The organism is Methylobacterium sp. A52T, from assembly GCF_053346095.1.
This window is the reverse complement of record NZ_JBKFBI010000091.1, coordinates 1-23,488: the sequence shown is the minus strand read 5'-3', so window position 1 is coordinate 23,488 and position 23,488 is coordinate 1. Positions and strand designations below refer to the sequence as shown.

Genomic DNA, 23,488 nt, shown 5'->3' with positions numbered 1-23,488 from the left:
CGGCACCTGCCGCGGCCGTCTTTTCTTTTTTCAGGACGTGCGCCGTCCGCTCCGGCGGGCCGGCCCGAGACAGAATGGCCCAGAAACCGACCTCCACCGGCCCGTCGCAGCGCCAGCAGCGCGTGGCCGAACTCGTGCGCCACGCGCTGGCCGAGGTGCTCCAGCGCGGCGATATCCAGGATCCGGTGCTCGGCACGCATGTCGTGACCGTGCCGGAGGTGCGGATGTCGCCGGACCTGAAGCTCGCCACGGCCTACGTGATGCCGCTCGGCGGCCTCGACGAGGCGCCGGTGATCGCTGCCCTGGAGCGCCACCGGAAGGTGCTGCGCCAGGAGGTGGCCCGGCGGGTGAACCTGAAATACGCGCCGGAACTGCGGTTCCGGCGGGACGAGACCTTCGACGAGGCCGCGCGCATCGACCGGCTGCTGCGGGACGAGCGGGTCCAGCGCGACCTCGAGTCCGGGCCCGAGGACGACGAACCGGAGACCGGGACGGGGCATTGAGTCCCGATACCAAGCAGAAAGGGACGGGGCATCGACCCCGGGGGACACGCGGACATGACGGTTTCCATGGAAGATTTTCCGCCGGCCGAGCGCCAGACTCCCCCGCCGAGCGCTGAGCGCCGCGGGCCGGAGGGGCGCCGTCCGCAGCGCGGGCCGCGTCCGGACCGGCCGAAGCGCCGGGACGTGTCGGGCTGGGTGATCCTCGACAAGCATGTCGGCATGACCTCGACCCACGCGGTCGCCGTGGTGAAGCGCGCCTTCAACGCCAAGAAGGCCGGTCACGCCGGCACCCTCGACCCGCTGGCCTCCGGCATCCTGCCGATCGCCCTCGGCGAGGCGACCAAGACCGTCCCGTTCGTGATGGACGGCCGCAAGGCCTACCGGTTCACCGTCCAGTGGGGCATCGAGACCGACACCGACGATGCCGAGGGGCGTCCCGTCGCGACGAGCGACGCCCGCCCGGACCGGGCGGCGGTCGAGGCGGCGCTGCCGGCCTTCGTGGGCGCGATCGAGCAGGTGCCGCCGCGCTACTCGGCCATCAAGATCCAGGGCGAGCGCGCCTACGACCTCGCCCGCGAGGGCGAGACCGTGGAGCTGGTCGCCCGGCCGGTGCAGATCGACCGGCTCGCGGTCGTCGAGCACGACGGCGAGCGCACCGTGATCGAGGCCGAGTGCGGCAAGGGCACCTACGTGCGGGCCCTGGCCCGCGATCTCGGCCGGATGCTCGGCTGCTACGGCCACGTGGCCGCCCTGCGCCGGACCCGCGTCGGACCCTTCTCGGAAGCCGAGGCCTGCCCAGTCTCGGCCCTGACCGACGGCAGCCCCGAGGCGGCCCTCGCCTACCTGCGACCGGTGGAGACGGCCCTCGACGCCATCCCGGAGGTCGCGGTGTCGCGCGATCTGGGCCTGCGCCTGATGCGGGGGCAGTCGGTCATCCTGCGGGGCCGCGACGCCCCGGTGGAGGGCAAGGCCTTCGCGACCTGCGCCGGGATCCTGGTCGCCGTGGGCGACGTGGAGCGCGGCGAGCTGGTCCCACACCGGGTGTTCCACCTCGGCGGCACGGCCCCTGGCCGCAGCGCCTGACATGCCGGCTCCGCGCCGCCGGAGCGCGCGGGGCCCCGGCCGGTCCAGGCCGGGCTGAGACGAGAGCGCGCAGGCGGAACGAACCTGAGCCGTGACGCTTTGGCCCCGGCGGACGGTCCGGGATGCTGATGCGCGAACTCGATTACGACGTGGCGGTGATCGGTGCCGGGACCGCCGGAATCGCGGCGCATCGCGCCGCGACGGCGGCGGGCGCGCGGTCGGTCCTGATCGAGCGCGGGCCCGGCGGGACGACCTGCGCGCGGGTCGGCTGCATGCCCTCGAAGCTCCTGATCGCTGCGGGCGCCGCCGCCCACGCGGCCCGCACCGCCGACCTGTTCGGCATCCGGGTTCCGGACGTCGCGGTGGACGGGCCCGCCGTGCTGCGGCGCCTCCGCGCGGAGCGCGACCGGTTCGTCGGCGGCGTCCTCGAAGGTCTCGACGATCTCCCCGAAGACGAGCGCCTCGGCGGCACGGCGCGGTTCGAGAGCGATCGCACCCTGCTGATCGACGACGCGATCCGGATCCGCTTCCGGGCCGCGGTCATCGCCACGGGCTCGAGCCCGATCGTCCCGGAGCCCCTGCGGGGCCTCGGGGCGGACGTCCTCACCACCGACACGCTCTTCGAGATCCCCGATCTGCCGGCCTCGCTGGCCGTTCTCGGGGCCGGTGCCGTCGGGATCGAGATCGCCCAGGCCATGGCCCGGCTCGGCGTCGCCGTCACGGTCATCGACGCGGGTGACACCGTCGCCGGCCTGACCGAGCCCGATCTCGCCCGGCAGGCCGCCGCGATCTTCGGTTCGGAGATGGATCTTCACCTCGGCGCCGAGGTTCGGGACGCCGTTGCGGACAAAGACGGCGTGCGTCTCCGCTGGGTCGACCGCCACGGTCGCGACCAGGTCACGCGGGCGGCACGGGTGCTGGCCGCCACCGGCCGTTCTCCGAACCTGGAGCCCCTCGGGCTGGAGGCGACCGGCCTTCGCATCGGCGAGACGGGCGTGCCGGATTTCGACCGGCGCAGCCTCGTCTGCGCCGGGGCACCGATCCTGATCGCCGGCGACGTCGACGGCTGGCGACCGGTCCTGCACGAGGCGAGCCGCCAGGGCAAGATCGCGGGCACCAACGCGGCCGCCCTCGTGGCGGGCCGCCCGGTCGCGGCGTCGGAGCCGTGGACGAGCCTCGCGATGGTCTTCACCCATCCCCAGGCGGCGGTGATCGGCGCGCCCTACGACCCGGAGGACGATCGACGGGTCGTCGGCGCCCTGGATTTCTCCGACCAGGGGCGCGCCCGCGTGGAGGGGCTGAACCGCGGCGGCATGCGGATCTGGGCGGACCGGTCCGGGCAACTGCTCGGGGGCGAGATGCTCGGGCCGGCCGTGGAGCACCTCGCGCACCTGCTCACTTACGCCGTCGCCGACAAGCAGACGGCCCAGGCCGTGCATGATCGACCGGTGTACCATCCTACGGTTGAAGAAGGGCTTATCAGTCTAATGTCTAAGATCATACAGAGAAGCTGAGGCTTTGATCTTGCCGAAAACACCAGCATTGCGTTCGACCATTCCGGTCGCCATACCGGTCTGAATGCGCCGGTTTCGTTCCTGATGCCGCCCAGCCAGGCCCCCGATACGGACGTCGATCTCGACGTCATCGCGCCGGACGCGCTCGACCGCCTGGACCAGGGCGTGATCGGGCTCGATGCGGCCGGCACCGTCGTGGCCTTCAGCGAGGGCGCGAGCGCGATCTCCGGGCTGTCGCGCGAGGCCGTCCTCGGGCGCGACTATTTCCGCGACGTGATGCCGGGCACCAACGTGCCGAGCTTCCGCGGCCGGTTCCTGGCGGGCGCGCGCCGCGGCGCCCTGGACGAGACCTTCGACTACGTGTTCGGCCGGCTGCCGCAGCCGCTCAGGGCCCGGATCCACATGCGTCACGGCCAGATCGGCGGCACGCGCCCGGTGACGTGGCTGACCATCGATCCCGTCGAGAGCCTGGGCGCCGACCTGTCGCGCGAGGCCGTGATGGCGGCGATCGGCCGGCGGGTGCGCGCCGAGCCGGTGGATGCCAGTCTCTGCGAGCGCGAGCCGATCCACATCCCGGGCTCGATCCAGCCCAACGCCGTCATGCTCGCGGCCGATGCCGGAACCCTCCTGGTCGCGGCCTACTCGGCCAATGTCGGCGAGATCATCGACCCGATCGAGCCGCCTCTGGCGGGCCGGCCCCTGGCGGACGTGCTGCCGGCGGAGTTCGTCGCGGCGATCCGCGCGCGGCTGGCGAGCGGGACCCTCGAGGACGGCGCCTCGATGCGCCGGACCCTGACCTTCCCGGACCGCGGCGCCTATCACGCCGTCGCCCACGCCCATGCCGGCCGCGTCATCGTCGAGATGGAGCTGGAGCCGGACTCGGCCGACGATTTCGCCACGGCGAGCCAGGTCGATACCGAGCTGGCCGTCGGTCGCCTGCGCGAGGCCGGGACCCTGGCCGAGGCCGCTCGGATCGCGGCCCTCGAGATCCGGGCCCTGACCGGCTTCGAGGCGGTGCTGGTCTACCGCTTCGACGCGGACTGGAACGGCGAGGCCGTGGCCGAGGACAAGGTGCCGGGCTGGTCGCGCAGCCTGCTGGGCCTGCGGTTCCCCGCCTCCGACATTCCCGCCCAGGCCCGGGCCCTCTACACCAAGGCCAAGAGCCGCTTCGTCATCGACCGCGACAGCGTCCCGGTCGGGCTGGTCTCGGCACCCGGCGCCGGCAACGGCCCGATCGACCTGACCTTCGCCCAGCACCGCACGCTCTCGCCGATCCACCTGGAGTACCAGCGCAACCTCGGCGTGAACGGGTCCATGTCGATCTCGATCATGGTCGAGGGACGGCTGTGGGGCCTGATGATCGGCCACCACCGCCGCCCGCACTACGTCACGCCGGAGACACGCGCGGCCGCCACGGTGCTCACCGACGCCTTCGCCATGCGGGTGCAGGAGATCGAGTCGCGCCGGCTCTGGGCCGAGCGGCAGGCGCATCTCGACGTCGAGGGGCGCCTCGTGCGCGGCCTGACGCGATCCGACGACTTCGTGGCCGCCCTGACGGCCGGGACGACGACGCTGCTCGACCTGTTCAGCGCCACCGGCGCCGGCATCGTCTCGGGCGAGCGGGTCACGCTGATCGGCCGGACCCCGCCGTCCGAGACGGTGGCGGCGATCGCCGGCTGGCTGCGGGCGCGCGTGCCGGAGGGCGAGGTCGTCTACAGCAGCGACAGCTTCGGCGCCGACTTTCCGGAGGCCGGGCCGCATCGCGAGATCGCCAGCGGCCTGCTCGCGGCCTTCGTGGACGATTCGCGCGAGAACCTGCTGGTGTGGTTCCGGCCCGAGGTGCCCAGCACGGTCACGTGGGGCGGCGACCCGCGCAAGCCCGTCCTCGCCGGGAGCGGTCCCGTGGCGGTGCTGCCCCGCCGCTCGTTCGAGCGCTGGGTCGAGGAGCGCACCGGATTCGCCGCGCCGTTCGCGGAGTGGCAGGTCCAGCTCGCCGGCTCCCTGGCCGAGGCGGTCGAGGGCGTGGTGCTGCGCCAGCGGCGCAAGATCGACGAGCTCACCAGCCTGCTCGCCGAGAAGGAGCGCCTGCTCGAGCAGAAGGACCTGCTCACGCGCGAGATCGACCACCGGGTCAAGAACTCCCTGCAGATCGTCTCGGCCTTCCTGCAGATGCAGCGGCGCCAGATCGCCGACGGCGAGGCCCGGCAGGCCTTCGCCGACACCTCCGCGCGGGTGATGAGCGTCGCGCGGGTGCACGACAGCCTGTACCAGGCGGATCGGTTCGACGAGGTCGATCTCGGCCAGACCATCGAGAGCCTGTGCAACGACCTCGCGGGGCTGGCCGGCGACGGGCACGCGGTCGACATGTCGGCGGAGCCCGGCCTGATGGTGCCCTACCGCAAGGCGGTGGCGCTCTCGCTGATCGCCACGGAGCTCGTCACCAACGCCTTCAAGTACGCGGCGAACCCGGCCGGCGGCGGCCGCGTCGAGGTCAGTGTCTCGGCCTCCGGCCCCGGCGAGGTCCAGCTGCGCGTGTGCGACGACGGCGCCGGCCTGCCCGACGACTGGGCGGACGCCAAAGCGCGGAGCAAGGGCTCCGGCCTGGGCATGAAGCTGATCCGGGCGATGCTCGACCAGATCAACGCCAAGCTCACCGTCGCCAACACTCCCGGCGCCTGCTTCACGATCACCGCGTGAGATCCCGCGACGGCCTGCACGCGCGGCTGCGCGCCGCGACCGATCCGGCCCACCGGGCGCTGGAGGCGTCCCTCGACTGGCAGGCGCGGGTGGCGACGCTCGGCGGCTACCGGGAGCTGCTGGGACGCCTCTACGGCTTCCACGCGGTCTGGGAATCGGCCATCGGGTCCGGGCTCGCCGACGAGCCGTTCCTGGCGCCGCGCCGCCGGCTCGCGCTCCTCGCGGCCGACCTCGTCCATCTCGGCCTCCAGCCCGGCGCGGTCGCGGCGCTCCCGAGACCGGCCGTCCCGGTTTTCCGCGGGCCGGCCGCCGCCACGGGCGCGCTCTACGTGCTGGAGGGATCGACCCTCGGCGGGCAGCTGATCGGCCGCCACATCGCCGGCCTGCACGGCTTCTCCGACGCGGGACTCGCCTATTACCGGGCGCACGGCCCCGCCGCGGGGGCGATGTGGGCCGCCTTCCGCACGCGCCTGGACGCGTTCGGCGACGACCCGGCCGCGGAGGCCGCACTCACCGGCGCGGCCGTGTCGACCTTCGCGGCGATGCGCGCGTGGCTCTGCCCGGTCCCGGAGCTGCCGGCCGCCGCCTGAGCCGCTCAGGCGGCGCCGAGGGCGTCGCGCTCCGCCGCCAGATGGAGCATCAGCCGCTCGACGAGGCGCCCCGGTGGCCGGCCCGCCGGCCGGAGCAGCAGCGTCTCGATGGGAATCTCGGGCCGGAACGGCCGCAGCACGATGGGCAGCCCGCCGAGCGCCCGTGCCGGGACCGGATCGACGATGGCGGCACCGAGTCCCTCGGCGACGAGCCCGCAGCGGGCCGCCGTGTACTCGGCCATCAGGGCGAAGCGCGGCGTCGCGCCGGCGCTCGCGAAGGCCGCCTCGGTGGCCGCCTGCACGGGGCTCGACCCGGCCGCGATCAGCGGCACCCCGGCGAGATCCGCCGCCGTGACGACGCGCCGGCGGGCCAGGGCGTGCCCGCGGGGCAGCGCGCACACGGCCGCGACCCGCAGGAACGGCTCGGCGCTCACCCCGGCATGGCCGGAGCGCGGCCGGGCGAGGCCGAGGTCACACTGGCCCGAGGCGGTCCACGACCAGATCGTGTCGGGGCTGGGGACGTGGACCGAGATGCGCAGATCCGGGTATTCCGCGTCGAGGCGGCGAATGGCGCGCGGCAGCAATCCGGCGGCCAGGGAGGGCTGGCAGGCGACGCGCAATCCGCCGGTGCCGCGCTCGCGGATCCGGCGCGCGACCTGCTGCAGGTGATCGAGGCCCGCGTAGGTCTGCGCGACCTCCTGGGCGAAGGCCTCGCCCTCCGGGGTCGGGAACGCGTTGCCGTGCCCGCGCACGAACAGCGCGAAGCCGAGGGCCGCCTCCAGCTGCGCGATGGCGCGGCTGATATGGGGCTGCCCGATGCCCAGGACCTCTGCGGCCCGCGTCATGCCGCCGTGGCGCATCACGGCGCGGAAGAGGTCGAGATGTGCGGGGTTCATCATGCCGAAACTGCATGGACGCGGGTCAGCGCGGCATTTGACGGCATCGGCCGGGACGGTTGTCAATGCCGCCCGCCGTCCCGACCCCGAGGCCCGTCCCGCAATGCTCGCCTTCGCGCTCTCCGCCCTGCTCGCCGTGCTGGCGGGCGCCGGCCTCGTCCTGCAGCAGATCCTGAACGCGAATCTCCGCGCGGGCCTCGACTCCGCGTCCTGGGCCGGCGTCGCCAGCTACGCGGTCGGGCTCGCCTGCATGGCGCTCCTCGCCGCCGCCTTGCGCGACCCGGTGCCGACGGCCGGCGTGGCGGAGCGCATCCCGTGGTGGACCTGGAGCGGCGGCCTGTTCGGCGCGGTGTTCATCGGCCTCGCGATCCTGCTGGTCCCGAAGCTCGGCGCCGCGACCTTCTTCGCTCTCCTCGTCACGGGCCAGATGGTCGCCTCGGTGCTGTTCGACCACGCCGGCCTGCTCGGCCTCGCGCAGCGGCCCGTCGACCTGCCGCGCCTCCTGGGGATCGCGCTCCTGATCGGCGGCGTCGTGCTGATCCGCCGCTAGAGCCGTGCGCGATCGCGCTGCAATCGGGCACGGCTCCAAGCCTTTGTCTTGACACGCTCTCTTGCGCCGGACCGGTATCCACTTCGGCGGAGAGCGCTCCAGGGCCGGATCACGGCGTCTCGGCCAGCAGGCCCTCGACGAAGGGGGCGAGTCCGGTGCGGCGCGCCCGCCGGAGACGCTCGGCCGCCAGGATCCCCTGGAGGGCCCGGAAGGCGTTCTGCAGGTCGTCGTTGACGATGACGTAGTCGTACTCGACCCAGCGCTGGATCTCGGTCCGGGCGTTGGCGAGGCGCTTCTCGATCGTCTCGGCGGAATCCTCCGCCCGGCGCTCCAGGCGCTGGCGCAGCTCCGCCATGCTGGGCGGCAGGATGAAGACCGTCACCACGTCCTGGGCGAGCTTGGAGCGCACCTGCCGCGTGCCCTGGTAGTCGATGTCGAAGATCATGTCCCGGCCGGAGCCCAGCACCTTCTCCACCGGCCGCCGGGGCGTGCCGTAGAAATTGCCGTGAACCTCGGCCCATTCGAGCAGGTCGTCGCGCTCGCGCAGGTCGTCGAACGCCTCGCGGTCGATGAAGTGGTAGTGCCGCCCGTCGATCTCGGAGGCCCGCCGCCCCCGCGTGGTCACCGAGATCGACAGGTCGAGCGCCCAGCTCGGATCCTGCGCGATCGCCCGCGTCAGGGTGGTCTTCCCCGCGCCCGAGGGCGAGGAGAGGATCAGGATCAACCCGCGCCGCGCGATCGAGTCGGAGACGCTCCCGGCCGGCTCGGTCATGCGCGTGGCTCCCCGACGTTTCGCATCCGCATCCCCACGTCCCGATCCGACCCCGTGCCCAGCATCGTGCCCGGCATCATTCGATGTTCTGGACCTGCTCGCGGAACTGCTCGACCACGGCCTTCAGGTCGAGTCCGATCCGCGACAGGCTGATGTCGTTGGCCTTGGCACACAGGGTGTTGGCCTCGCGGCTGAATTCCTGGGCCAGGAAGTCCAGCCGCCGGCCGATCGCGCCGCCGGCCGCCAGCAGCTCCCGGGCGCTCGCCACGTGGGCGCGGAGCCGGTCCAGCTCCTCACGCACGTCCGCCTTGCCGGCGAGCAGCATCGCCTCCTGGTGCAGGCGGTCCGGGTCGAGCCCGCTGCCGCCGAGGGCCGCGACGGCCGCCTCCAGGCGCGCCCGCACGGCCTCGGGCTGGCGCGCCGGATTCTCCTCGGCGGCCTGGGTCAGCGCGGCGATCCGGTCGACCTGGGCGGTGACGACCTGCTCGAGCTGGCGCCCCTCGGCGCGGCGGGCCTCGACGAGATCCGCGACCAGCTGGACCACGCCCGCGGCCAGATCCCGGGCGAGGGTGTCGGTGTCGGCCGCCTCGTCCTCGACCTCGATCACGCCGCGCACGCCGAGCAGCCCGTCCATCGTGGCGGGGGCCACACCCTCGGGGACCGGCACCCGGGCCACCGCCTGGGCGAGGCTCGCCAGGAGGGTCTCGTTGATCCGCACCCGCGCGGTCGTCTCCGGCTTGGTGAGGGTCAGCGTCAGCTGGCACTGCCCGCGGGTGAGTGTCTTCTGCAGGGCGGTGCGCGCGGTCTCGCCGAGCCCGTCATAGCCGGCCGGCACGCGGGTGCGCACGTCGAGGCCGCGCCCGTTGACGCTGCGGACCTCCCAGGCCCAGTGCACCGGTCCGGCACTGCCCGCCGTCCGGGCGAAACCGGTCATGCTCGCGATCTGGGCCACGCCGACCCCCGTCCCCGTGAAGATCGGGGCCTGTAGCACGGATCTCTCCGGTGGGAAGAGGCCGGTCGCCGCCGTCGCCGCGTCGCGAGGCGCGTCGGGCGCGCGTCGGACGCGCCGCGCGCCCGGCCATCTCGGGCGGCGCCGTGCAGTCGAGCGGCACCCGGCACGCTGTTGGGACCGGTAGGGCCGCCCACCCGCGACGCGGGCCCCCTCCGCCATCGCCCGCGCGGTCGCGGTGGTCACGTTTTCACTTTCGTGTCGCGCGGCCGACGTTGCATTCCGCAGTGAAGGTGTGCTCGAAATCCCGCTCGTCTGCACATGAACTCGGATGGCGCATGCCGCGATCAGTATTGGGGAGGACCGCGCTCACGCCGTTCGGGATGTCCGCGCTGGGCGTCGGCATCTGGGAGGATGCGCCGCACACGGGATGCGTGCGCGGGGACGCGACGATGGCGCGGATCTTCGGCCTGACCGAGGCCGAGGCGGCGGACGGCATCACCTGGGAGCAGCTCTCCGCGCTCTTCCACCCGGAGGACCTCGCCCGGGACCAGAGCGAGCGCCGTCGCGTCCGCGAGGAGGGCGGTCTCTTCGCCTGGGAGCACCGCATCGTGCCCGCGCCGGGCGTCGTGCGCTGGGTTCTGGCGCGGGGCCGGTTCGAGCGCCGCGCGGACGGGCACATCTACGGTCGGGGCATCGTGATCGACATCACCGACAGCCGGGTCGACGGCCCGTACGAGCCGCCGGTCGGTTTTCTCGGGGCTCCGACCGAGCCGGGGACCGCCGTCGAGCGGATGGCCGATTACGCGATGCGCCTGTGGGAGCTGGTCGGCGATCTCGGGCCCGGGGAGGCGACGCGGGTGCAGCCGCTGCTCGAAGCGCTGCTCTACGAGCTGGGACGGCAGATCGCGGCCTCGCTGTCGGGCGAGCCGCCAGAGGCGCCGCGGCGCCCGCGAAACCCGCGGGCGCATTGAGGGCGGCCCCGACGGCGCCGAAGCCGGCGGCGCGGACCGGCGCGGCTGCCTAGCGGCGGCCGCGCGGCGCCGGTGCCGGCTCGCTCAGGATCGGGACCGTCTTGGGCGAGCCCAGATCGTAGCTGCGGTTCTTGAGGGGATCGAGGCGGGTGCCCTCGGAGGCGTCGAAGGCGCGCGTGCCCGGGGTGCCGGTATCCAGGGCGAAGGCCGCGTTGGTGTTGATCCCGTTGCCCGCGGGGGCGCCGCCCGGCGCGTAGGCCGAGGCGCGGCCCGGCGTCGTCGAGTCCGGGCTCGGCTCGACCTTGTCGACGGCGTCCGGCGGCGCCTGGCGGCTCTTCTCCACCGCCCGCCAGCGGGCGACGTTGCGCTGGTGCGCCTCGAGGGAATCGGCGAAGGCGTGGCCGCCGGTGCCGTCCGCGACGAAGTACAGATCCTTGGTCCGGGACGGGTTGGCCACCGCCTCCAGGGCGGCGCGGCCGGGATTGGCGATCGGCCCCGGCGGCAGGCCCTCGATCACGTAGGTGTTGTAGGGGGTCGGCCGGTCGATCTCGGAGCGCAGGATCCCGCGGCCGAGGGTGCCGCGCCCGCCCACGAGCCCGTAGACGATCGTGGGGTCGGATTGCAGCTTCATCCGCTTGTTGAGGCGGTTGATGAAGACGCCGGCCACCCGGGGCCGCTCGTCGGCGCGGCCGGTCTCCTTCTCGACGATGGAGGCGAGGGTCACCATCTCGGCCGGGGTCCGCACCGGCACGTCGGCGCTGCGCCGCAGCCAGATCTGGTTCAGGACCTCGCGCTGCTTGGCCTTCATCAGGTTGACGATCTGCTGCCGGGTGGCGCCGCGCTCGAACTTGTAGGTGTCCGGCAGGAGCGAGCCTTCCGGGGGGATCTCGTTGATCTCGCCGGCGAGCACGTCGTTGTCGTTGAGGCGGTTGACGATCTGCTCGGAGGTCAGGCCCTCCGGGAAGGTGATGGCGTGCTGGACCTGCCGGCCCGTGGCGATCGTGTCGAGCGCGTCGGAGATGCTCGCGTGCGCCTTGAAGACGTACTCGCCCGCCCGCAGCGCCGACCGGCCGCCGAAGCGGGCGGCGAACTCGAACAGGCCGGTATGGTCGATCACGCCCTCGCGCTTTAGGGTCTCGGCGATCTCGGACGTTCCGCTGTGGGTCGGGATGACCACGACCTTGTCGGCCGCGAGCGGGCCCGGCTCGCGCACCTGCCGCTGGAACAGCGTGATCCCGATCATCGCCGCGATGGCGATGACGACCGCGAAGGTCAGGGCGCCGCTGATCAGGCCCACGAGGCCGCTCCGCTCGCGCTCGGGCTTCTCCGGCGGCGGGGGCGCGACGGTCGGCTTGATCGCCTCGCCGGGCGAGCGCGGCGACAGCCGCTGCGGCAGGGCGGGCTCGTCCGTCGGATCCTGCGCGGCGGTCTCGGGCGCGGGCGTCTTTGAGCGGCGGAAGAACATCGGGATCCTGTCTGGGCCCGCGCGACCCGTCACGCGTCGCGGGCCGGGATCGGCTGCCCGCAACCGGGTGCGCACGTCGAGGGCCGTAACCCTAGTCGGGTTTGTGGCGAAATTGCCGTTCCGCGGCGCGATAGGCGCCGATCGGCGCGCTCAGCCCGGGGGCTGGCAGGTGGCGCAGTAGAAGGTCGAGCGGTTCGCCTGCACGATGCGGGTGATCGCGCCGGCGCATCCCGGCCGGCTGCAGGGCAGGCCGACCCGGTCGTAGACCCGGAAGGCGTGCTGGAACGCGCCCGCGCTGCCGTCCGTGTGGGCGTAGTCGCGCAGGGTCGAGCCGCCGGCCTTCACGGCCTCCTCGAGGACCTGCACGATCGCCTTGGCCAGGGCGTTGGCCTTGGGCGTCGGGCGCCCGTCCGGCCGGGCGAGGCTCCCGGCCGGCGCCTCCGGATGCAGGCGCGCCCGGTGCAGCGCCTCGCACACGTAGATGTTGCCGAGGCCCGCGATCAGGCGCTGGTCGAGCAGGGCGGCCTTCAGCGGCGCGATCTTGTGGCGGAAGAGCTGCGCGATCACCGCCCCGGTCAGCCCGTCGAGGGGCTCCACGCCCATCCGGGCGAAGTGGCGGCAGGCCGCGAGATCCGCGCTCGGGACGAGATCCATGAAGCCGAAGCGGCGGGCGTCGTTGTAGGTCACCGTGGCGCCGGTGCTCATCGCCATGACCACGTGGTCGTGCCGGGGCGTGCCCTGGGCGCCCTCGAGGTAGAAGTCTCCCGGCGACAGGTTGCTGCCGTCGGGCAGGGCTACGTCGAACCGCCCGCTCATGCCGAGATGCATGACAAGCGTCTCGCCCGAGTCGAGGGCGGCGGTGAGGTACTTCGCCCGGCGCGCGAGGCCCGTGACGGTCCGCCCCTCGAGGCGGGCGGCGAAGCGCTCGGGGAACGGGAAGCGCAGGTTGGGCCGGCGCAGGGTGACGCGGCTGAACCGCGCGCCGACCAGGGCGGGCGCCAATCCCCGCCGCACGGTCTCGACCTCGGGAAGCTCCGGCATCTCTCTCGCGACTTCTGCGTCCGCGGCGCCCCGTGCGCCGCCCCGGATATCATCGGTATCGGACCTCGCCGCAACCGCGCGGATCCGGACGGGTTGCCGCGCGTCCCGGGCGCGGACCCGCCCTACCGCCGCCGCAGGCGCACGTAGAGGGCGCCGCCGCCGCCGTGGTGGCGGGCGGCCTCCTCGAACCCGAGGACGATGCCGCGCAGATCCGGCCCCCGCAGCCAGTGCGGCACGCTGCGGCGGAGGACGCCCCGCTCGGAGAAGGCGTCCGCGTGGCCCGGGCCGCCCTTGCCGGTGACGACCAGCACGTAGGAATGCCCGGCGGCCCGGGCGCGGAGCAGGAAGCCCGTCAGCGCGGCGTGGGCCTCGGCCTGCACCATCCCGTGCAGGTCGATCCGCGCCTCGATCGCGAGTCGCCCCCGGCGCAGGCCGAGCTTGGCGTTCCGCTCCAGCCCGGCACTCGGCGCGTGCCGCTGGGGCGGCGCCTGGTAGGGAGCGGCGGTGGCCGGGCGCGCCGGCTCCGGAGCCGGCTTCGGCGGGTGCTTCGCCCGCGGCCTCTTGGCGGCCGGCGGCGCGCTGGGCTTCAGGATCGGCGCCGAGAGGGCCGGCATGGTGGCGGTCGGGCCCGGCGGCGGAGGCGTCTCGGGCACCGGGCCGACGCGGCCCGGCAGTGGCGTGACCAGCTTGGCGATCGCGTCCCAGAGGCGGGTCTCTCCCGCGGTAAGGCGGCGCCCGCGGCGCGGGGTCCTCACGGCGCGGCTCCGGGCACCGCCGCGCGGCGCGGCAGCAGGACCACGAAGCCGATCGCGTCGCGGAGGTTGCCGGCGGCCACGCCGGCCTCCGCACCGGTGCCGACGAAGAGGTCGCCGCGGGCGGGGCCGACGATCGCCGAGCCGGTATCGGCGGCGATGACGAGGCGCCCGGCCTCGCCTGGCGTCGCGCCGGGGAGGGGGCCGGCGAGCCAGAACGGCAGGCCGTAGCGCCAGAGGGTCGAATCCACCGCCAGGCTGCGGCCCGGGCTGAGCGGGGCGTTCGCGGCGCCCGGCGGCCCGAGGGCCGGATCCGCGACCGGAGCGAGGCGGAAGAAGATGTAGGAGGCGTTGGCGCGGATCAGGCGCTTGGCGGTCTCGGGATGGGCGCGCAGCCAGCCGGTCCAGCGGGCAAGCGTCAGGCCCTCCAGGGGCAGGTGGCCCTCCTGGACGATCAGCTTGGCCACCGCCGTGTAGGGGCGGCCGTTGCGGCCGTCGTAGAGCACCCGCACCGCGCGCCCGTCCGGCAGCCGGACGCGCCCGGAGCCCTGGACCTGCAGGACCAGCAGGTCGACCGCGTCGCGCAGCCACAGGATCGGCTTCGCCCGCGCGCCGAGGGCGCCGTCGTCGATCGCCGCGCGGTCGGGATAGGGGGCGAAGCCGTCCGCGGTGGCGCGGGCGGCGCGCAGGCCCGGGTCGAGCCCCGGGCGGGTCTCGCCGGGGCCGAGGGAGATCAGGTCGTCGGGGCGGGCCAGGACCGGCGTCGGGAAATCCGGGCCGGGCTCCAGCGAGCCGGTGAGTTCCGGCTCGAAATAGCCGGTCAGGAAGCCGGGCCGGTCCGCGCCGGGCCGCGCGACGCGGAACGCCTCGAACCGCTCGCGGAAGAAGGCGGCGGCGTCGGGCACGGGGCCGGCGGCGGCCGCGCAGGCCTCCGCGAGGGCGGCCGGATCTCCCGCGACGCCGTCGGGCTGGGGCAGGGCGGGCGGCGGGGCCGCGCAGACGCGGCGGAAGGCGTCGAGCGCCGCCTCCGCCCCCGCGCCGGGGAAGCCTGGCAGGTCCGCCGCGGCCACGGAGGTCAGCACCGCGCCGCCGACCGCCGTCGGCGCGGCGGACACGGCTTGACTCAGGAGGGACGCGAGGAGGGCGGCCGGGACTGCTCCGGACCGGGCGCGGGACATCGGCACGGCAAGATCGTCACGGAACGCCGGTCACGGACTCAGGCGCCGGCCTCGGTGGCCACGAGCTGCCAGTTCGGGTCCCGCGAGCCGAGCGTGCGGGCGAAGGTCCAGACATCCGGCACCTCGACCACCGTCTCGGCGCTGCCGTCCACCACCTTGCCGTCGGCGTCGCGGGTGGCGGTGATCAGGTTCGACAGGAAGCGCACGGTGACGTGGGCCACGCGGTTGCGCACCTCGACGGCGACGATCTCGGCCTTGTCGATCGACACGAAGGTGGTCTCGAGCGTCTGCCGGTTGCGCTCGCGCTCGGCGATCGCCCGCTCGAACGCCTCGCCGACCTCTTTCGAGAGGAGGCCGCGCAGGGTCTTCCGGTCACCCTTGGCGAAGGCGATCATGATGGCTTCGTAGGCCGACTTGGCGCCCTCGATGAAGGCGCGGGGGTCGAAGCTGGGCTCCGCCTGGATGCAGGCCTCCAGGCCGCGCGCGACCTCGGATCCCGGCTCGGCGATCCCGCGCCAGTCCCGCGGGGCGGCGGCGGGCTGCGGCGCGGCCTGGACCCGGTCAGCGCCGGGCAGGCGCACGACGTTGTCGCCGTCGGAGCGCGCCTGGGGCTCTGTCCGACTGCGGTCGACCGGCTTGAACGGCGAGCGTTCGGCCCCCGTCTTCTGACCGAGCACCGAGCGCAGACGCCAGATCACGAAGACGGCCAGCGCGAGGAAGATGATCGTCGTAACGTCGAAACTGTCCTGCATCACCGATCCGATGGTGGCCGCGGCGAGACCCTGTGCCCCTTGCTCAGGTCGCGCGCGGTGCGGCGCCGGCTAAGCGCGCAGAGGTCTGGCCGACTCATATCCGACCAACGCGTCGGGAGCGAGCCGGTTGTGTCGGCCGGTTGATCGAACCCACGCGTCAATTGCGATCCGGTCGATATGGGTCTTGGGGGCTGCCGGCGCCAGCGCCGCGCCCGCTCGCTTGTCCAGGCCCGGCCCGCGTGTTAGCGGCCCTGCCGTTTGGGCAGTTCCGCGGCGTGATCCAGCCGCTCCCGCCGCGACAACAACCCGCGCCGGCCCTGCCGGTCGATCGAGAAGGATGATCCGCATGGCCGACTCTCCGGCAGCGAACGGCAACGGCGGCGGCATGCCGCAGGGCGATGCGCCGACCATCAACGCCCTGGCGCAGTACACGAAGGACCTCTCCTTCGAGAATCCGAACGCACCGCGCTCGCTCCAGCCCAAGGAGGGCCAGGGGCCGCAGATCAACATCCAGGTGAACGTCAACGCGCAGCAGCTCTCCGAGACCGATTTCGAGGTCGAGCTGAAGCTCGAGGGCGACGCCAAGATCCAGAACGAGGTGCTGTTCGCCTTCGAGGTGACCTATGCCGGTGTCTTCCGGCTCCTCAACATCCCGGCCGACCAGATCCATCCGGCGGTGATGATCGAGTGCCCGCGCCTGCTCTTCCCCTTCGCCCGCCAGATCGTGGCCGAGGCGGTGCGCAACGGCGGCTTCCCGCCCCTGTACATCGACCCGATCGATTTTGTCGGCCTCTACCGGCAGAAGGTGATGGAGCAGCAGGGCGCCCAGGGCCCGCTCGCCTCCTGAGGACCGGACGAGCCGGCGGCCAATCAGCGGCCGCCGGGACCGCGATAGGCCGCCGCCAGCGCGCGCAGCGCCTCGGCGGGGCGCCCGGCCAGGCGGCGGGCGCGCAGGACCACGAAGGTGCGCGGCAGTTCGGGCAGCCCGAACCGGCTGCCGACCTCAACGGCGCCGGCCGGTGCCGTACTAGGCGCCAGGGCCGCCACCGCCAGCCCCGCCATCACGGCCGCCCCCACCGCCAGCACGCCGCCGCCGACGAAGACCTCGGTCCAGGGGAGCCCGGCCGCGTCGAGAGCCCGCATCGCCGCGCCCCGGACCGTGCAGGGGCCCGCGAGTCCCGCCAGCCGCAGCGTCTCGCCCGGCCGGGGCGCCGGGAAATCCGGTGCGGCGAACCAGCCCAGCCGCTCCTCCGCCAGGACCGCGCCGCCGTGGCCGGCCTCGTCCTCCGTCCGGAAGATCACCGCGTCGTAGCCGCCCTCGCCGGAGGATCCGAACGCGGCCGCGAGGTCGCGCGACGGGACGATCCGCACCTCCGTGATCAGCCCGGCCCGATCCAGGCCCAGGCGCCGCAGCAGCACCGGCAGGTCGGGGCCGGCGACGTGGTCGCTGATCCCGAGGCTGAGCCGGGCGGGCTGCGCCGTTGCCGCGTCGGCCACGGCGCTGTCATGGGCGTCCAGGAGGCGCCGAGCGGCCGGCAGGAACAGGGCGCCCTGGCGCGTCAGGTCCACGTGCCGCGGGGTCCGGTCCAGGAGGCGCGTGCCGAGCCGGTCCTCGAGCCGCTTCAGCCGCAGGCTGATCGCCGCCTGCGAGGTGGCGAGCGCCTCGGCGGCCCGGGTGAAGCTGCCGAGATCGACCACGCGCACGAAGGCCAGGACGCCTTCGAGGTCGAGGGGACGGTCGACGACCATAACGCACTCTTATCGTAGATATCGGCGCCGATATGTCGCCGTTATCGAGGCGGCGTGCAAGCCTGCGGGCCTCTTCGGGAGTGCCCCATGCTGATCACCCGTTACCGGCATCGTCTGCCGGCCGACTACGCCATGGACAGGATCCGCGCGCGCGTCGCCGCCCGTGCGCCGGCCTGGGACGCGGTGCCCGGCCTCGTCTTCAAGGCCTTCACGGTCGAGGACCGGGCGCGCGGGGCCGCCGCCAACGCCTACAGCTCTCTCTATCTCTGGCAGGATGCCGGCGCCGCCGCCGAGTTCCTGGCCGGGGCCGGGTTCGGCGCCGTGATCGCGAGCTTCGGCCGGCCGCGCATCGAGACGTGGCTGGCGGTCGCCGCCGCGTTCGGGCCGGGGGACGCGGCGGGCGCCCTCTCGGAGGAGACGCGTCTCGTCGGGCCGGCGGAGGATCTCGCCGCCCTGCGCGACGACGAGCGGGGGCGCGGGCGCGACATCGCGGCCGGGCGCGACGTCCTCGCCACAGTGGCCGGGCTCGATCCCGGCGGATGGCGCCTCACCCGCTTCACCCTCCGCGCCGAGGCGGACTCCGGACTGTCCGGAACCGCGATCGCCCATCTCGCCGCGCCCGGCCTCGCCGCGGCGCGCGGCCGCTGATCTCCGACCGATCGAGGAGCCAGACCATGCCTCTGACCCGCATCTCCCTGCGTGCCGGGACGACCGAGACCTACCGGGCCGCTCTCGTCGCGGGTGTCTACGACGCCATGCGCGAGACCTTCGCGGTGCCGGAGGGCGACCTGTTCGCCCTGGTGCACCAGCACGACGCGTCGGACTTCGTCTACGGTCCCGACTATCTCGGGATCCGGCGCAGCGACCGCCTCGTGATCGTCCAGATCACCGCCAACGCGACGCGCGGCACCGCGCAGAAGCGCGCCCTCTACGCCGCAGTGACCCGCAACCTCGCCCGCGATCCCGGCGTGGCGCCGGGGGACGTCTTCATCAACCTCGTCGAGGTCAACCCGGAGAACTGGTCGTTCGGGGAGGGGCTGATGCAGTACGGTCCGGCGGAGCCGTGAGGCCGGTGCGGCGAGTCGGCCGCGGGAGCGGTGCGGCGATGATGGCGGCGATCCGGGCTTGACCGTTCCGGGGGGGGAGTACAGGTCCGGGGCCCGAAACGGCTCCAGGATCGCATGGCCCCCACCGCAAACCTCGCCCTGATCAACCTGTTCATCGGGGACATCCAGGGCGGCCTCGGACCCTTTCTCGGGACCTGGCTGGCAGAATCGGCCTCGTGGAGCCCCGCGCGGGTCGGGTTCGTCATCACGCTGGTCGGCATCGGCACGCTGTTCCTGAGCGGACCGTTCGGTGCCCTGGTCGACCGGTTCCCGCGCCCGCGCCTGCTGATCGCGCTGGCCTGCGGGGCGATCCTGGTGGGAACGCTGCTGCTCCTGCCGGCCCGCAGCTTCCCGGCGGTGCTGTGCGCGCAGCTCCTCGCGGCGGCCGGAGGCACCCTGCTGCTGCCGGCCGTCGCCGCGCTGACCCTGGGTATCGTCGGGAAGGACCGGTTCCCCGCGCAGCAGGGGCGCAACCAGGCCTTCAATCACATCGGCATCCTGATCGCGGCGGGCGCCATCAGCCTCGGCACCGGCTATTTCGGCCCGGCGATCGCCTTCTGGGTCCTCGGTGGCATGGCGCTGGCGGCGATCGCCGCGACGGCGACGATGCCGGCCAAGGCGTGGAGCCGCCGCCGCGCCGTCGGCTGGAAGGAGGACGAGTCGGACGAGCCGGAGCGCAGCGGCCTCCGCCAGGTCCTGGGAAATCGTCGCCTGCTGGTGCTGACCGTGGCGCTGACCCTGTTCAATCTCGGGAACGGCGGCATGCTCTCGCTGCTCGGCCAGAAGCTGGTCGCGACCGCGGCCGACGCCACGACCTGGACGGCCCGCTACGTCATGGTGGCCCAGCTGGTGATGGTCCCGGTGGCGCTGTTCGCCGGATCGCTCGCCGACAAGCGCGGCCGCCGCCAGCTGCTGATGGTCGCCTTCGCGGTCCTGCCGGTGCGGGCGCTCCTGTCCGGCCTCATCGACGATCCGGTCTGGCTGATCGCCGCCGAGGTGCTGGACGGCGTCGCCTCTGGCATCGTCGGGGTGGCGGTGCCGGTCATCGTCGCCGACCTGACCTGGGGATCCGGCCGGACCCAGACGGCCATCGGCAGCGTCAACGCCGTCCAGGGCGTCGGCGGCGCTCTGTCGGGCTGGTACGGCGGCTTGTCCTACGGGATGTTCGGCTGGACCGGCGCCTTCCTGGCCCTCGGCCTGCCGGCGCTCATCGCCCTCGCGCTGGTGATCTGGCTCGACGCGACGCCCGAGCCCGGCCGGCGCTCCCGCCGGCGGGAGCGGCGCAGCACCGCCGCTCAGGGAGCCTGAACCGGCCGCGCGACCGCGCCCCGCGTCGAACCGTCATCGCGCCCGATCGGGCGCGCCTCCGCGCGCTGCGGAGCCACCGGACGACGCCGCGCCGACTGCCGCCCCCCATCCCGGATCGCCGCGCGGCGACGGCGGGTGCCGGACGCGGGGCCCTCTGAAACGCGAAAACCCGGCCTCGGGGCCGGGTTTCGCGTCGGTGTCGGGCCGTGGCGCTCAGCCGATATGCGGGCTGCCGGTGGCGGCGGGGAAGCGGTCGGCCAGGGCGCGGCGCAGCTTCTCCAGGGCCCGGTTCTCGATCTGGCGGACGCGCTCCTTGGAGATGCCGAGCCTCTGGCCCAGGGCTTCCAGGGTCGCCTGATCCTCGGCGAGGCGGCGCTCGCGCAGGATGCGCAGCTCGCGCTCCGACAGCACGGTCAGGGCCTGCTGGAGCCAGCTCAAGCGACGCTCGCCGTCGACCGTGGCGCTCACGGTCTCGTCCGGCAGGTCGGCGCCGTCGACGAGGAAGTCCATCCGCTCCGAGGAGGCGTCGCTGTCCTCGCCCACCGGGGCGTTGAGCGACATGTCGGGACCGGACAGGCGGGCGTCCATCAGAGCGACGTCGTCCCGCGACACGCCGATGGCGCTGGCGATGCGGCGGTGGATCTCGTCGCCGACATGCTCCTCGGTGGATTGCATCAGCCGGGCGCGCAGCCGCCGCAGGTTGAAGAACAGGGCCTTCTGCGCGGAGGACGTGCCGCCGCGCACGATCGACCAGTTGCGCAGGATGTAATCCTGGATCGACGCGCGGATCCACCACGTCGCGTAGGTCGAGAAGCGGACGTCCCGCTCGGGCTCGAACCGGGCCGCGGCCTCCATCAGGCCGACATGCCCTTCCTGGACGAGATCAGCCATGGGCAGGCCGTAGTGACGAAAACGCCCCGCCAGGGCGATGACGAGGCGCATATGGGCGGAGATCAGTCGGTGGAGGGCCCGCTCGTCACGCTCGTCCTTCCAGCGGACGGCGAGGCCGCGCTCTTCTTCCCGGGCCAGGAAGGGTGCCTCCATGGCAGTCCGTATGAACTGCCGTCGAATTCCCGCGATCTCAGCCATCCGCCTGCCTCTTGTTGTCGAGTGCTGTTGCGGCGTCGAACCAATAGGCCGACGCGCAGGCGCCACCGGGAGGCGACGCCAGGCAACCGACAACGGAAGGCAAAACGCGAAAGTTCCGTCCCGATGCCCCACAATGCGACAACCGGGCGGCCACGAAATCGTGTTCCGTCCCGATCAGATGGGATCCGACCGCGCGCCGTCCAGCCCGGCTGTCCCAAAACGACCGCGCCGGCGCGCGGGGCCGGACCGGTCCAGGCACAAAAAACCCGGCCTTAGGGGCCGGGTTCGATGTCGTCCGCGGAGGGAAGCGCGCCTCAGGCGGCCTCCTCCTGGATGTCGTCGCCCTCGCTGTCACCGTCGGCCTCGGCCTCGGGCTCCGCCTCGCTCTTCGCCCGGCGGGGCGACTTGGCGAGGCTCTGCTCGATCAGCTTCAGGGCCTCGGTCTCGGTGATGCGGTTCACCGACGAGATCTCGCGCACGATCCGATCCAGGGCGGCCTCGTAGAGCTGGCGCTCGGAGTAGGACTGCTCCGGCTGGGCCTCGGACCGGAAGAGGTCGCGCACGACCTCGGTCACGGCGAGCAGGTCGCCCGAGTTGATCTTGGCCTCGTATTCCTGCGCGCGGCGCGACCACATGGTGCGCTTGATCCGGGCGCGGCCAGTCAGCAGGTCGAGCGCCTTCTTGACCAGCTCCGGCTCGGCCAGCTTGCGCATGCCCACGCTGTTGGCCTTCGCGGTCGGGACGCGCAGGACCATCTTGTCCTTCTCGAACGATACGACGAACAGCTCAAGCTTGTAGCCGGCGATCTCCTGCTCCTCGATCGCGGTGATGCGACCGACGCCGTGGGCCGGATACACGACAGCCTCGCCGGTCTTGAAACCCTGCCGGCCTGCGGTCGTCGTCTTCTTGGCTGTGGTCATGCGAGAAGGGCCTCCACTGGCGCGCAGCGTTCGGCGCCGCGCGAAACCGTGTTCTTCCGGGCGGGACACCCGGTCTGCCTCGCCGCTCCCGGACCCGGCGCGGAGCGCACGAATCCGGGCGTTCCCCGGCGCGGCCGTGCGAACGCCTAGCCCGTCCGCCGAAGTCTCCTCCAGCGGTCGGGCGCGTAATACTCCTAACCCACGAAAAGCGAAGGCGTTTCAGCCGGAGGGAGCACGTCAGGCGCGAGCGACGGCAGGCGGATTGTCTACCACAATCCGGCGCGCAGATCAAAGCATCCCTGAAGACGCACGCGCGGACCGAGCGCGGCGCCAAAGAGTTTTACACTGGTGCGGCGGGACAGGAATGACCTGGCCGCGTATCAGGCCTTCGTATGACGCAGCCCCGCCGCGGGGTTCAGCCGCGGCACCGGCCCGGCCTCTCTCCCCGCATTCTGGGAAGCTGGCCGCGGGCCGGTGTCAGACCCCGCGGGGCCGGCCCGGGGTCAGTCGCCCGAGCCGGGGTTGGGCGAGAAATGCGCCTCGAGCTTCCCGGTCTTGCCGTCCCAATCCTTGGCGTCGGCCGGGGCTTCCTTCTTCTGCGTGATGTTCGGCCAGGACTTGGCGTAGTCCGCGTTCAGCTTCAGCCACGTGTCGAGATTCGACTCGGTGTCGGGCTTGATCGCCTCGGCCGGGCATTCCGGCTCGCAGACGCCGCAATCGATGCACTCGTCCGGATGGATGACGAGCATGTTCTCGCCTTCGTAGAAGCAGTCCACCGGACAGACCTCGACGCAGTCCGTGTACTTGCACTTGATGCAATTGTCGGTGACGACGTAGGTCATCGGATGTCTTCGTCCTAAAACTCGACTTGGCCCGGGCGGAGCCTGGAGACGGCCCGCGCGCCCGGAGGGTGCTGCGAGGGGAACGCCGGTGAGACCCGACACGGGGACGGATCCCGGAGGCCCACGGCTCTAGACGCTGCCTCCCGGACTGACAAGCGTGCGGTCGCCGCAAGGGTTCGCGCCGGGTCGCTCGCGCGGTCGCTGTGGCGCGCCCTCATCACTCGGACGGCTCGTCCGGCCCGTCCTCGACCGACAGGGTACCACCGGACAGGTCGTCGTAGAGCAGCCGCGCCTCCGGCGCCGGGCCGCGGCGCAGGCCGAGACCGAGGACCCGCACGGCCAGGGTCGCGTGCGGGGCCGCCACCGTGACCACGTCACCGATGCCGATGGCCTTCGCGGGGTTCTCGGCCCGGCTGCCGTTCACCCGCACGAAGCCGTCTGAGGCCAGCCGCGCCGCGAGCGACCGGGTCCGCGCGAAGCGCGCGAACCACAGCCACTTGTCGAGGCGCTGCCGGTCCTCGCGCATCCGCCGCGGGTCAGCGCTTCCCGCCGTCGCCGGCCTCGAGCTGCGCCTTCAGGGCCGCGAGCTTGGCGAAGGGCGAGTCCGGATCGGGCGCCCGCTCGCGCCGCGGCGGCCGCTGGTCCGGCCGCGGGCCGGAATGGCGCTGCTCGGCGCCGCGCTGGTCGTCGCGGCGTTCCGGACGGCCGCCCTCGAAGCGGTCGCGGCGCGGGCCGCGGTCCCGGCCGGGGCGCGGGCC

At 73.4% G+C, this 23,488-nt stretch carries 25 protein-coding genes; 11 read left to right on the top strand and 14 right to left on the bottom strand.

The window, feature by feature from the left end:
• Positions 1–74: 74 nt before the first annotated feature.
• The 5 genes from rbfA (at position 75) to ACLBYE_RS20195 (ending at position 6,387) form a co-directional block, all read left to right on the top strand.
• Positions 75–503, top strand: coding sequence for a 30S ribosome-binding factor RbfA (gene rbfA, locus ACLBYE_RS20215; protein WP_447695524.1), 429 nt, complete (start codon positions 75–77; stop codon positions 501–503).
• Positions 504–569: 66 nt separating this feature from the next.
• Positions 570–1,586, top strand: coding sequence for a tRNA pseudouridine(55) synthase TruB (gene truB / locus ACLBYE_RS20210; protein ID WP_447695523.1), 1,017 nt, complete (start codon positions 570–572; stop codon positions 1,584–1,586).
• Between the two features lie 128 nt (positions 1,587–1,714).
• Positions 1,715–3,100 (top strand): dihydrolipoyl dehydrogenase, encoded by a 1,386-nt coding sequence (locus tag ACLBYE_RS20205; RefSeq protein WP_447695522.1) that lies wholly within the window; start codon positions 1,715–1,717, stop codon positions 3,098–3,100.
• A gap of 84 nt (positions 3,101–3,184) precedes the next feature.
• Positions 3,185–5,797, top strand: coding sequence for a histidine kinase dimerization/phosphoacceptor domain -containing protein (locus ACLBYE_RS20200; protein WP_447695521.1), 2,613 nt, complete (start codon positions 3,185–3,187; stop codon positions 5,795–5,797).
• Positions 5,794–6,387 carry a biliverdin-producing heme oxygenase gene (locus tag ACLBYE_RS20195; protein ID WP_447695520.1) on the top strand — a complete coding sequence of 198 codons (594 nt, stop codon included), beginning with the start codon at positions 5,794–5,796 and terminating at the stop codon, positions 6,385–6,387. The genes ACLBYE_RS20200 and ACLBYE_RS20195 overlap by 4 nt, the downstream gene beginning before the upstream one ends.
• A gap of 5 nt (positions 6,388–6,392) precedes the next feature.
• Here the strand turns inward: ACLBYE_RS20195 and ACLBYE_RS20190 are convergent, their stop codons facing one another.
• Positions 6,393–7,286, bottom strand: a complete 894-nt coding sequence (locus ACLBYE_RS20190; RefSeq protein ID WP_447695519.1) for a LysR family transcriptional regulator — start codon at positions 7,284–7,286, stop codon at positions 6,393–6,395.
• 100 nt (positions 7,287–7,386) lie between these two features.
• Here ACLBYE_RS20190 and ACLBYE_RS20185 point away from each other — a divergent pair, with 100 nt between their 5' ends.
• Positions 7,387–7,833, top strand: a complete 447-nt coding sequence (locus tag ACLBYE_RS20185; protein ID WP_447695518.1) for a DMT family transporter — start codon at positions 7,387–7,389, stop codon at positions 7,831–7,833.
• Between the two features lie 109 nt (positions 7,834–7,942).
• Here ACLBYE_RS20185 and gmk read toward each other — a convergent pair whose 3' ends face one another.
• Positions 7,943–8,605 (bottom strand): guanylate kinase, encoded by a 663-nt coding sequence (gene gmk, locus ACLBYE_RS20180; protein WP_447695517.1) that lies wholly within the window; start codon positions 8,603–8,605, stop codon positions 7,943–7,945.
• A gap of 76 nt (positions 8,606–8,681) precedes the next feature.
• Positions 8,682–9,539 carry a YicC/YloC family endoribonuclease gene (locus ACLBYE_RS20175; RefSeq protein ID WP_447695526.1) on the bottom strand — a complete coding sequence of 286 codons (858 nt, stop codon included), beginning with the start codon at positions 9,537–9,539 and terminating at the stop codon, positions 8,682–8,684.
• Positions 9,540–10,006: 467 nt separating this feature from the next.
• Between ACLBYE_RS20175 and ACLBYE_RS20170 the strand changes: the two genes are divergently transcribed.
• Positions 10,007–10,528 carry a PAS domain-containing protein gene (locus tag ACLBYE_RS20170; protein WP_447695516.1) on the top strand — a complete coding sequence of 174 codons (522 nt, stop codon included), beginning with the start codon at positions 10,007–10,009 and terminating at the stop codon, positions 10,526–10,528.
• A 49-nt stretch (positions 10,529–10,577) separates the two neighbouring features.
• Here ACLBYE_RS20170 and mltG read toward each other — a convergent pair whose 3' ends face one another.
• The 5 genes from mltG to ACLBYE_RS20145 all read right to left on the bottom strand — a co-directional run bounded on the left by mltG (position 10,578) and on the right by ACLBYE_RS20145 (position 15,716).
• A complete protein-coding gene (gene mltG, locus ACLBYE_RS20165; RefSeq protein ID WP_447695515.1) occupies positions 10,578–11,993 on the bottom strand; it encodes an endolytic transglycosylase MltG in 1,416 nt (471 codons plus the stop codon).
• A 150-nt stretch (positions 11,994–12,143) separates the two neighbouring features.
• Positions 12,144–13,034, bottom strand: a complete 891-nt coding sequence (gene mutM / locus ACLBYE_RS20160; RefSeq protein WP_447695514.1) for a bifunctional DNA-formamidopyrimidine glycosylase/DNA-(apurinic or apyrimidinic site) lyase — start codon at positions 13,032–13,034, stop codon at positions 12,144–12,146.
• A 122-nt stretch (positions 13,035–13,156) separates the two neighbouring features.
• The gene (locus tag ACLBYE_RS20155) at positions 13,157–13,789 is read right to left on the bottom strand and encodes a Smr/MutS family protein (RefSeq protein ID WP_447695513.1); all 633 of its coding nucleotides are present in this window, start codon (positions 13,787–13,789) and stop codon (positions 13,157–13,159) included.
• On the bottom strand, positions 13,786–14,964 hold the full coding sequence (gene mltA, locus ACLBYE_RS20150) for a murein transglycosylase A (protein ID WP_447695525.1): 1,179 nt from the start codon (positions 14,962–14,964) through the stop codon (positions 13,786–13,788). The genes ACLBYE_RS20155 and mltA overlap by 4 nt, the downstream gene beginning before the upstream one ends.
• A 38-nt stretch (positions 14,965–15,002) precedes the next feature.
• Positions 15,003–15,716, bottom strand: coding sequence for a Tim44/TimA family putative adaptor protein (locus tag ACLBYE_RS20145; protein WP_020092701.1), 714 nt, complete (start codon positions 15,714–15,716; stop codon positions 15,003–15,005).
• 346 nt (positions 15,717–16,062) lie between these two features.
• Here ACLBYE_RS20145 and secB point away from each other — a divergent pair, with 346 nt between their 5' ends.
• Positions 16,063–16,563 (top strand): protein-export chaperone SecB, encoded by a 501-nt coding sequence (gene secB, locus ACLBYE_RS20140; protein ID WP_026604852.1) that lies wholly within the window; start codon positions 16,063–16,065, stop codon positions 16,561–16,563.
• A 23-nt stretch (positions 16,564–16,586) separates the two neighbouring features.
• On the opposite strand, the gene ACLBYE_RS20135 is transcribed toward secB, so the two are convergent.
• Positions 16,587–17,465, bottom strand: coding sequence for a LysR family transcriptional regulator (locus tag ACLBYE_RS20135; RefSeq protein WP_447695512.1), 879 nt, complete (start codon positions 17,463–17,465; stop codon positions 16,587–16,589).
• Between the two features lie 87 nt (positions 17,466–17,552).
• On the opposite strand from ACLBYE_RS20135, the gene ACLBYE_RS20130 reads away from it, so the two are divergent.
• From ACLBYE_RS20130 to ACLBYE_RS20120, 3 genes are all read left to right on the top strand, one after another.
• Positions 17,553–18,113 carry a DUF4865 family protein gene (locus tag ACLBYE_RS20130; RefSeq protein WP_447695511.1) on the top strand — a complete coding sequence of 187 codons (561 nt, stop codon included), beginning with the start codon at positions 17,553–17,555 and terminating at the stop codon, positions 18,111–18,113.
• A 26-nt stretch (positions 18,114–18,139) separates the two neighbouring features.
• Positions 18,140–18,532 carry a tautomerase family protein gene (locus ACLBYE_RS20125; protein ID WP_447695510.1) on the top strand — a complete coding sequence of 131 codons (393 nt, stop codon included), beginning with the start codon at positions 18,140–18,142 and terminating at the stop codon, positions 18,530–18,532.
• 114 nt (positions 18,533–18,646) lie between these two features.
• A complete protein-coding gene (locus tag ACLBYE_RS20120) occupies positions 18,647–19,879 on the top strand; it encodes an MFS transporter (protein ID WP_447695509.1) in 1,233 nt (410 codons plus the stop codon).
• 213 nt (positions 19,880–20,092) lie between these two features.
• Here the strand turns inward: ACLBYE_RS20120 and ACLBYE_RS20115 are convergent, their stop codons facing one another.
• The 5 genes from ACLBYE_RS20115 to ACLBYE_RS20095 all read right to left on the bottom strand — a co-directional run.
• Entirely contained in the window at positions 20,093–20,968 is an 876-nt protein-coding gene (locus ACLBYE_RS20115) for an RNA polymerase factor sigma-32 (protein WP_012320644.1), read from the bottom strand.
• A gap of 314 nt (positions 20,969–21,282) precedes the next feature.
• Positions 21,283–21,888 (bottom strand): CarD family transcriptional regulator, encoded by a 606-nt coding sequence (locus ACLBYE_RS20110; protein WP_012320643.1) that lies wholly within the window; start codon positions 21,886–21,888, stop codon positions 21,283–21,285.
• A gap of 503 nt (positions 21,889–22,391) precedes the next feature.
• On the bottom strand, positions 22,392–22,730 hold the full coding sequence (gene fdxA, locus ACLBYE_RS20105; RefSeq protein WP_447695508.1) for a ferredoxin FdxA: 339 nt from the start codon (positions 22,728–22,730) through the stop codon (positions 22,392–22,394).
• Positions 22,731–22,947: 217 nt separating this feature from the next.
• Complete coding sequence (locus ACLBYE_RS20100) at positions 22,948–23,256, bottom strand: RNA-binding S4 domain-containing protein (RefSeq protein WP_447695507.1); 309 nt, start codon at positions 23,254–23,256, stop codon at positions 22,948–22,950.
• Positions 23,257–23,266: 10 nt separating this feature from the next.
• A partial coding sequence (locus ACLBYE_RS20095; RefSeq protein ID WP_447695506.1) for a hypothetical protein occupies positions 23,267–23,488 on the bottom strand: 222 nt, incomplete at its 5' end.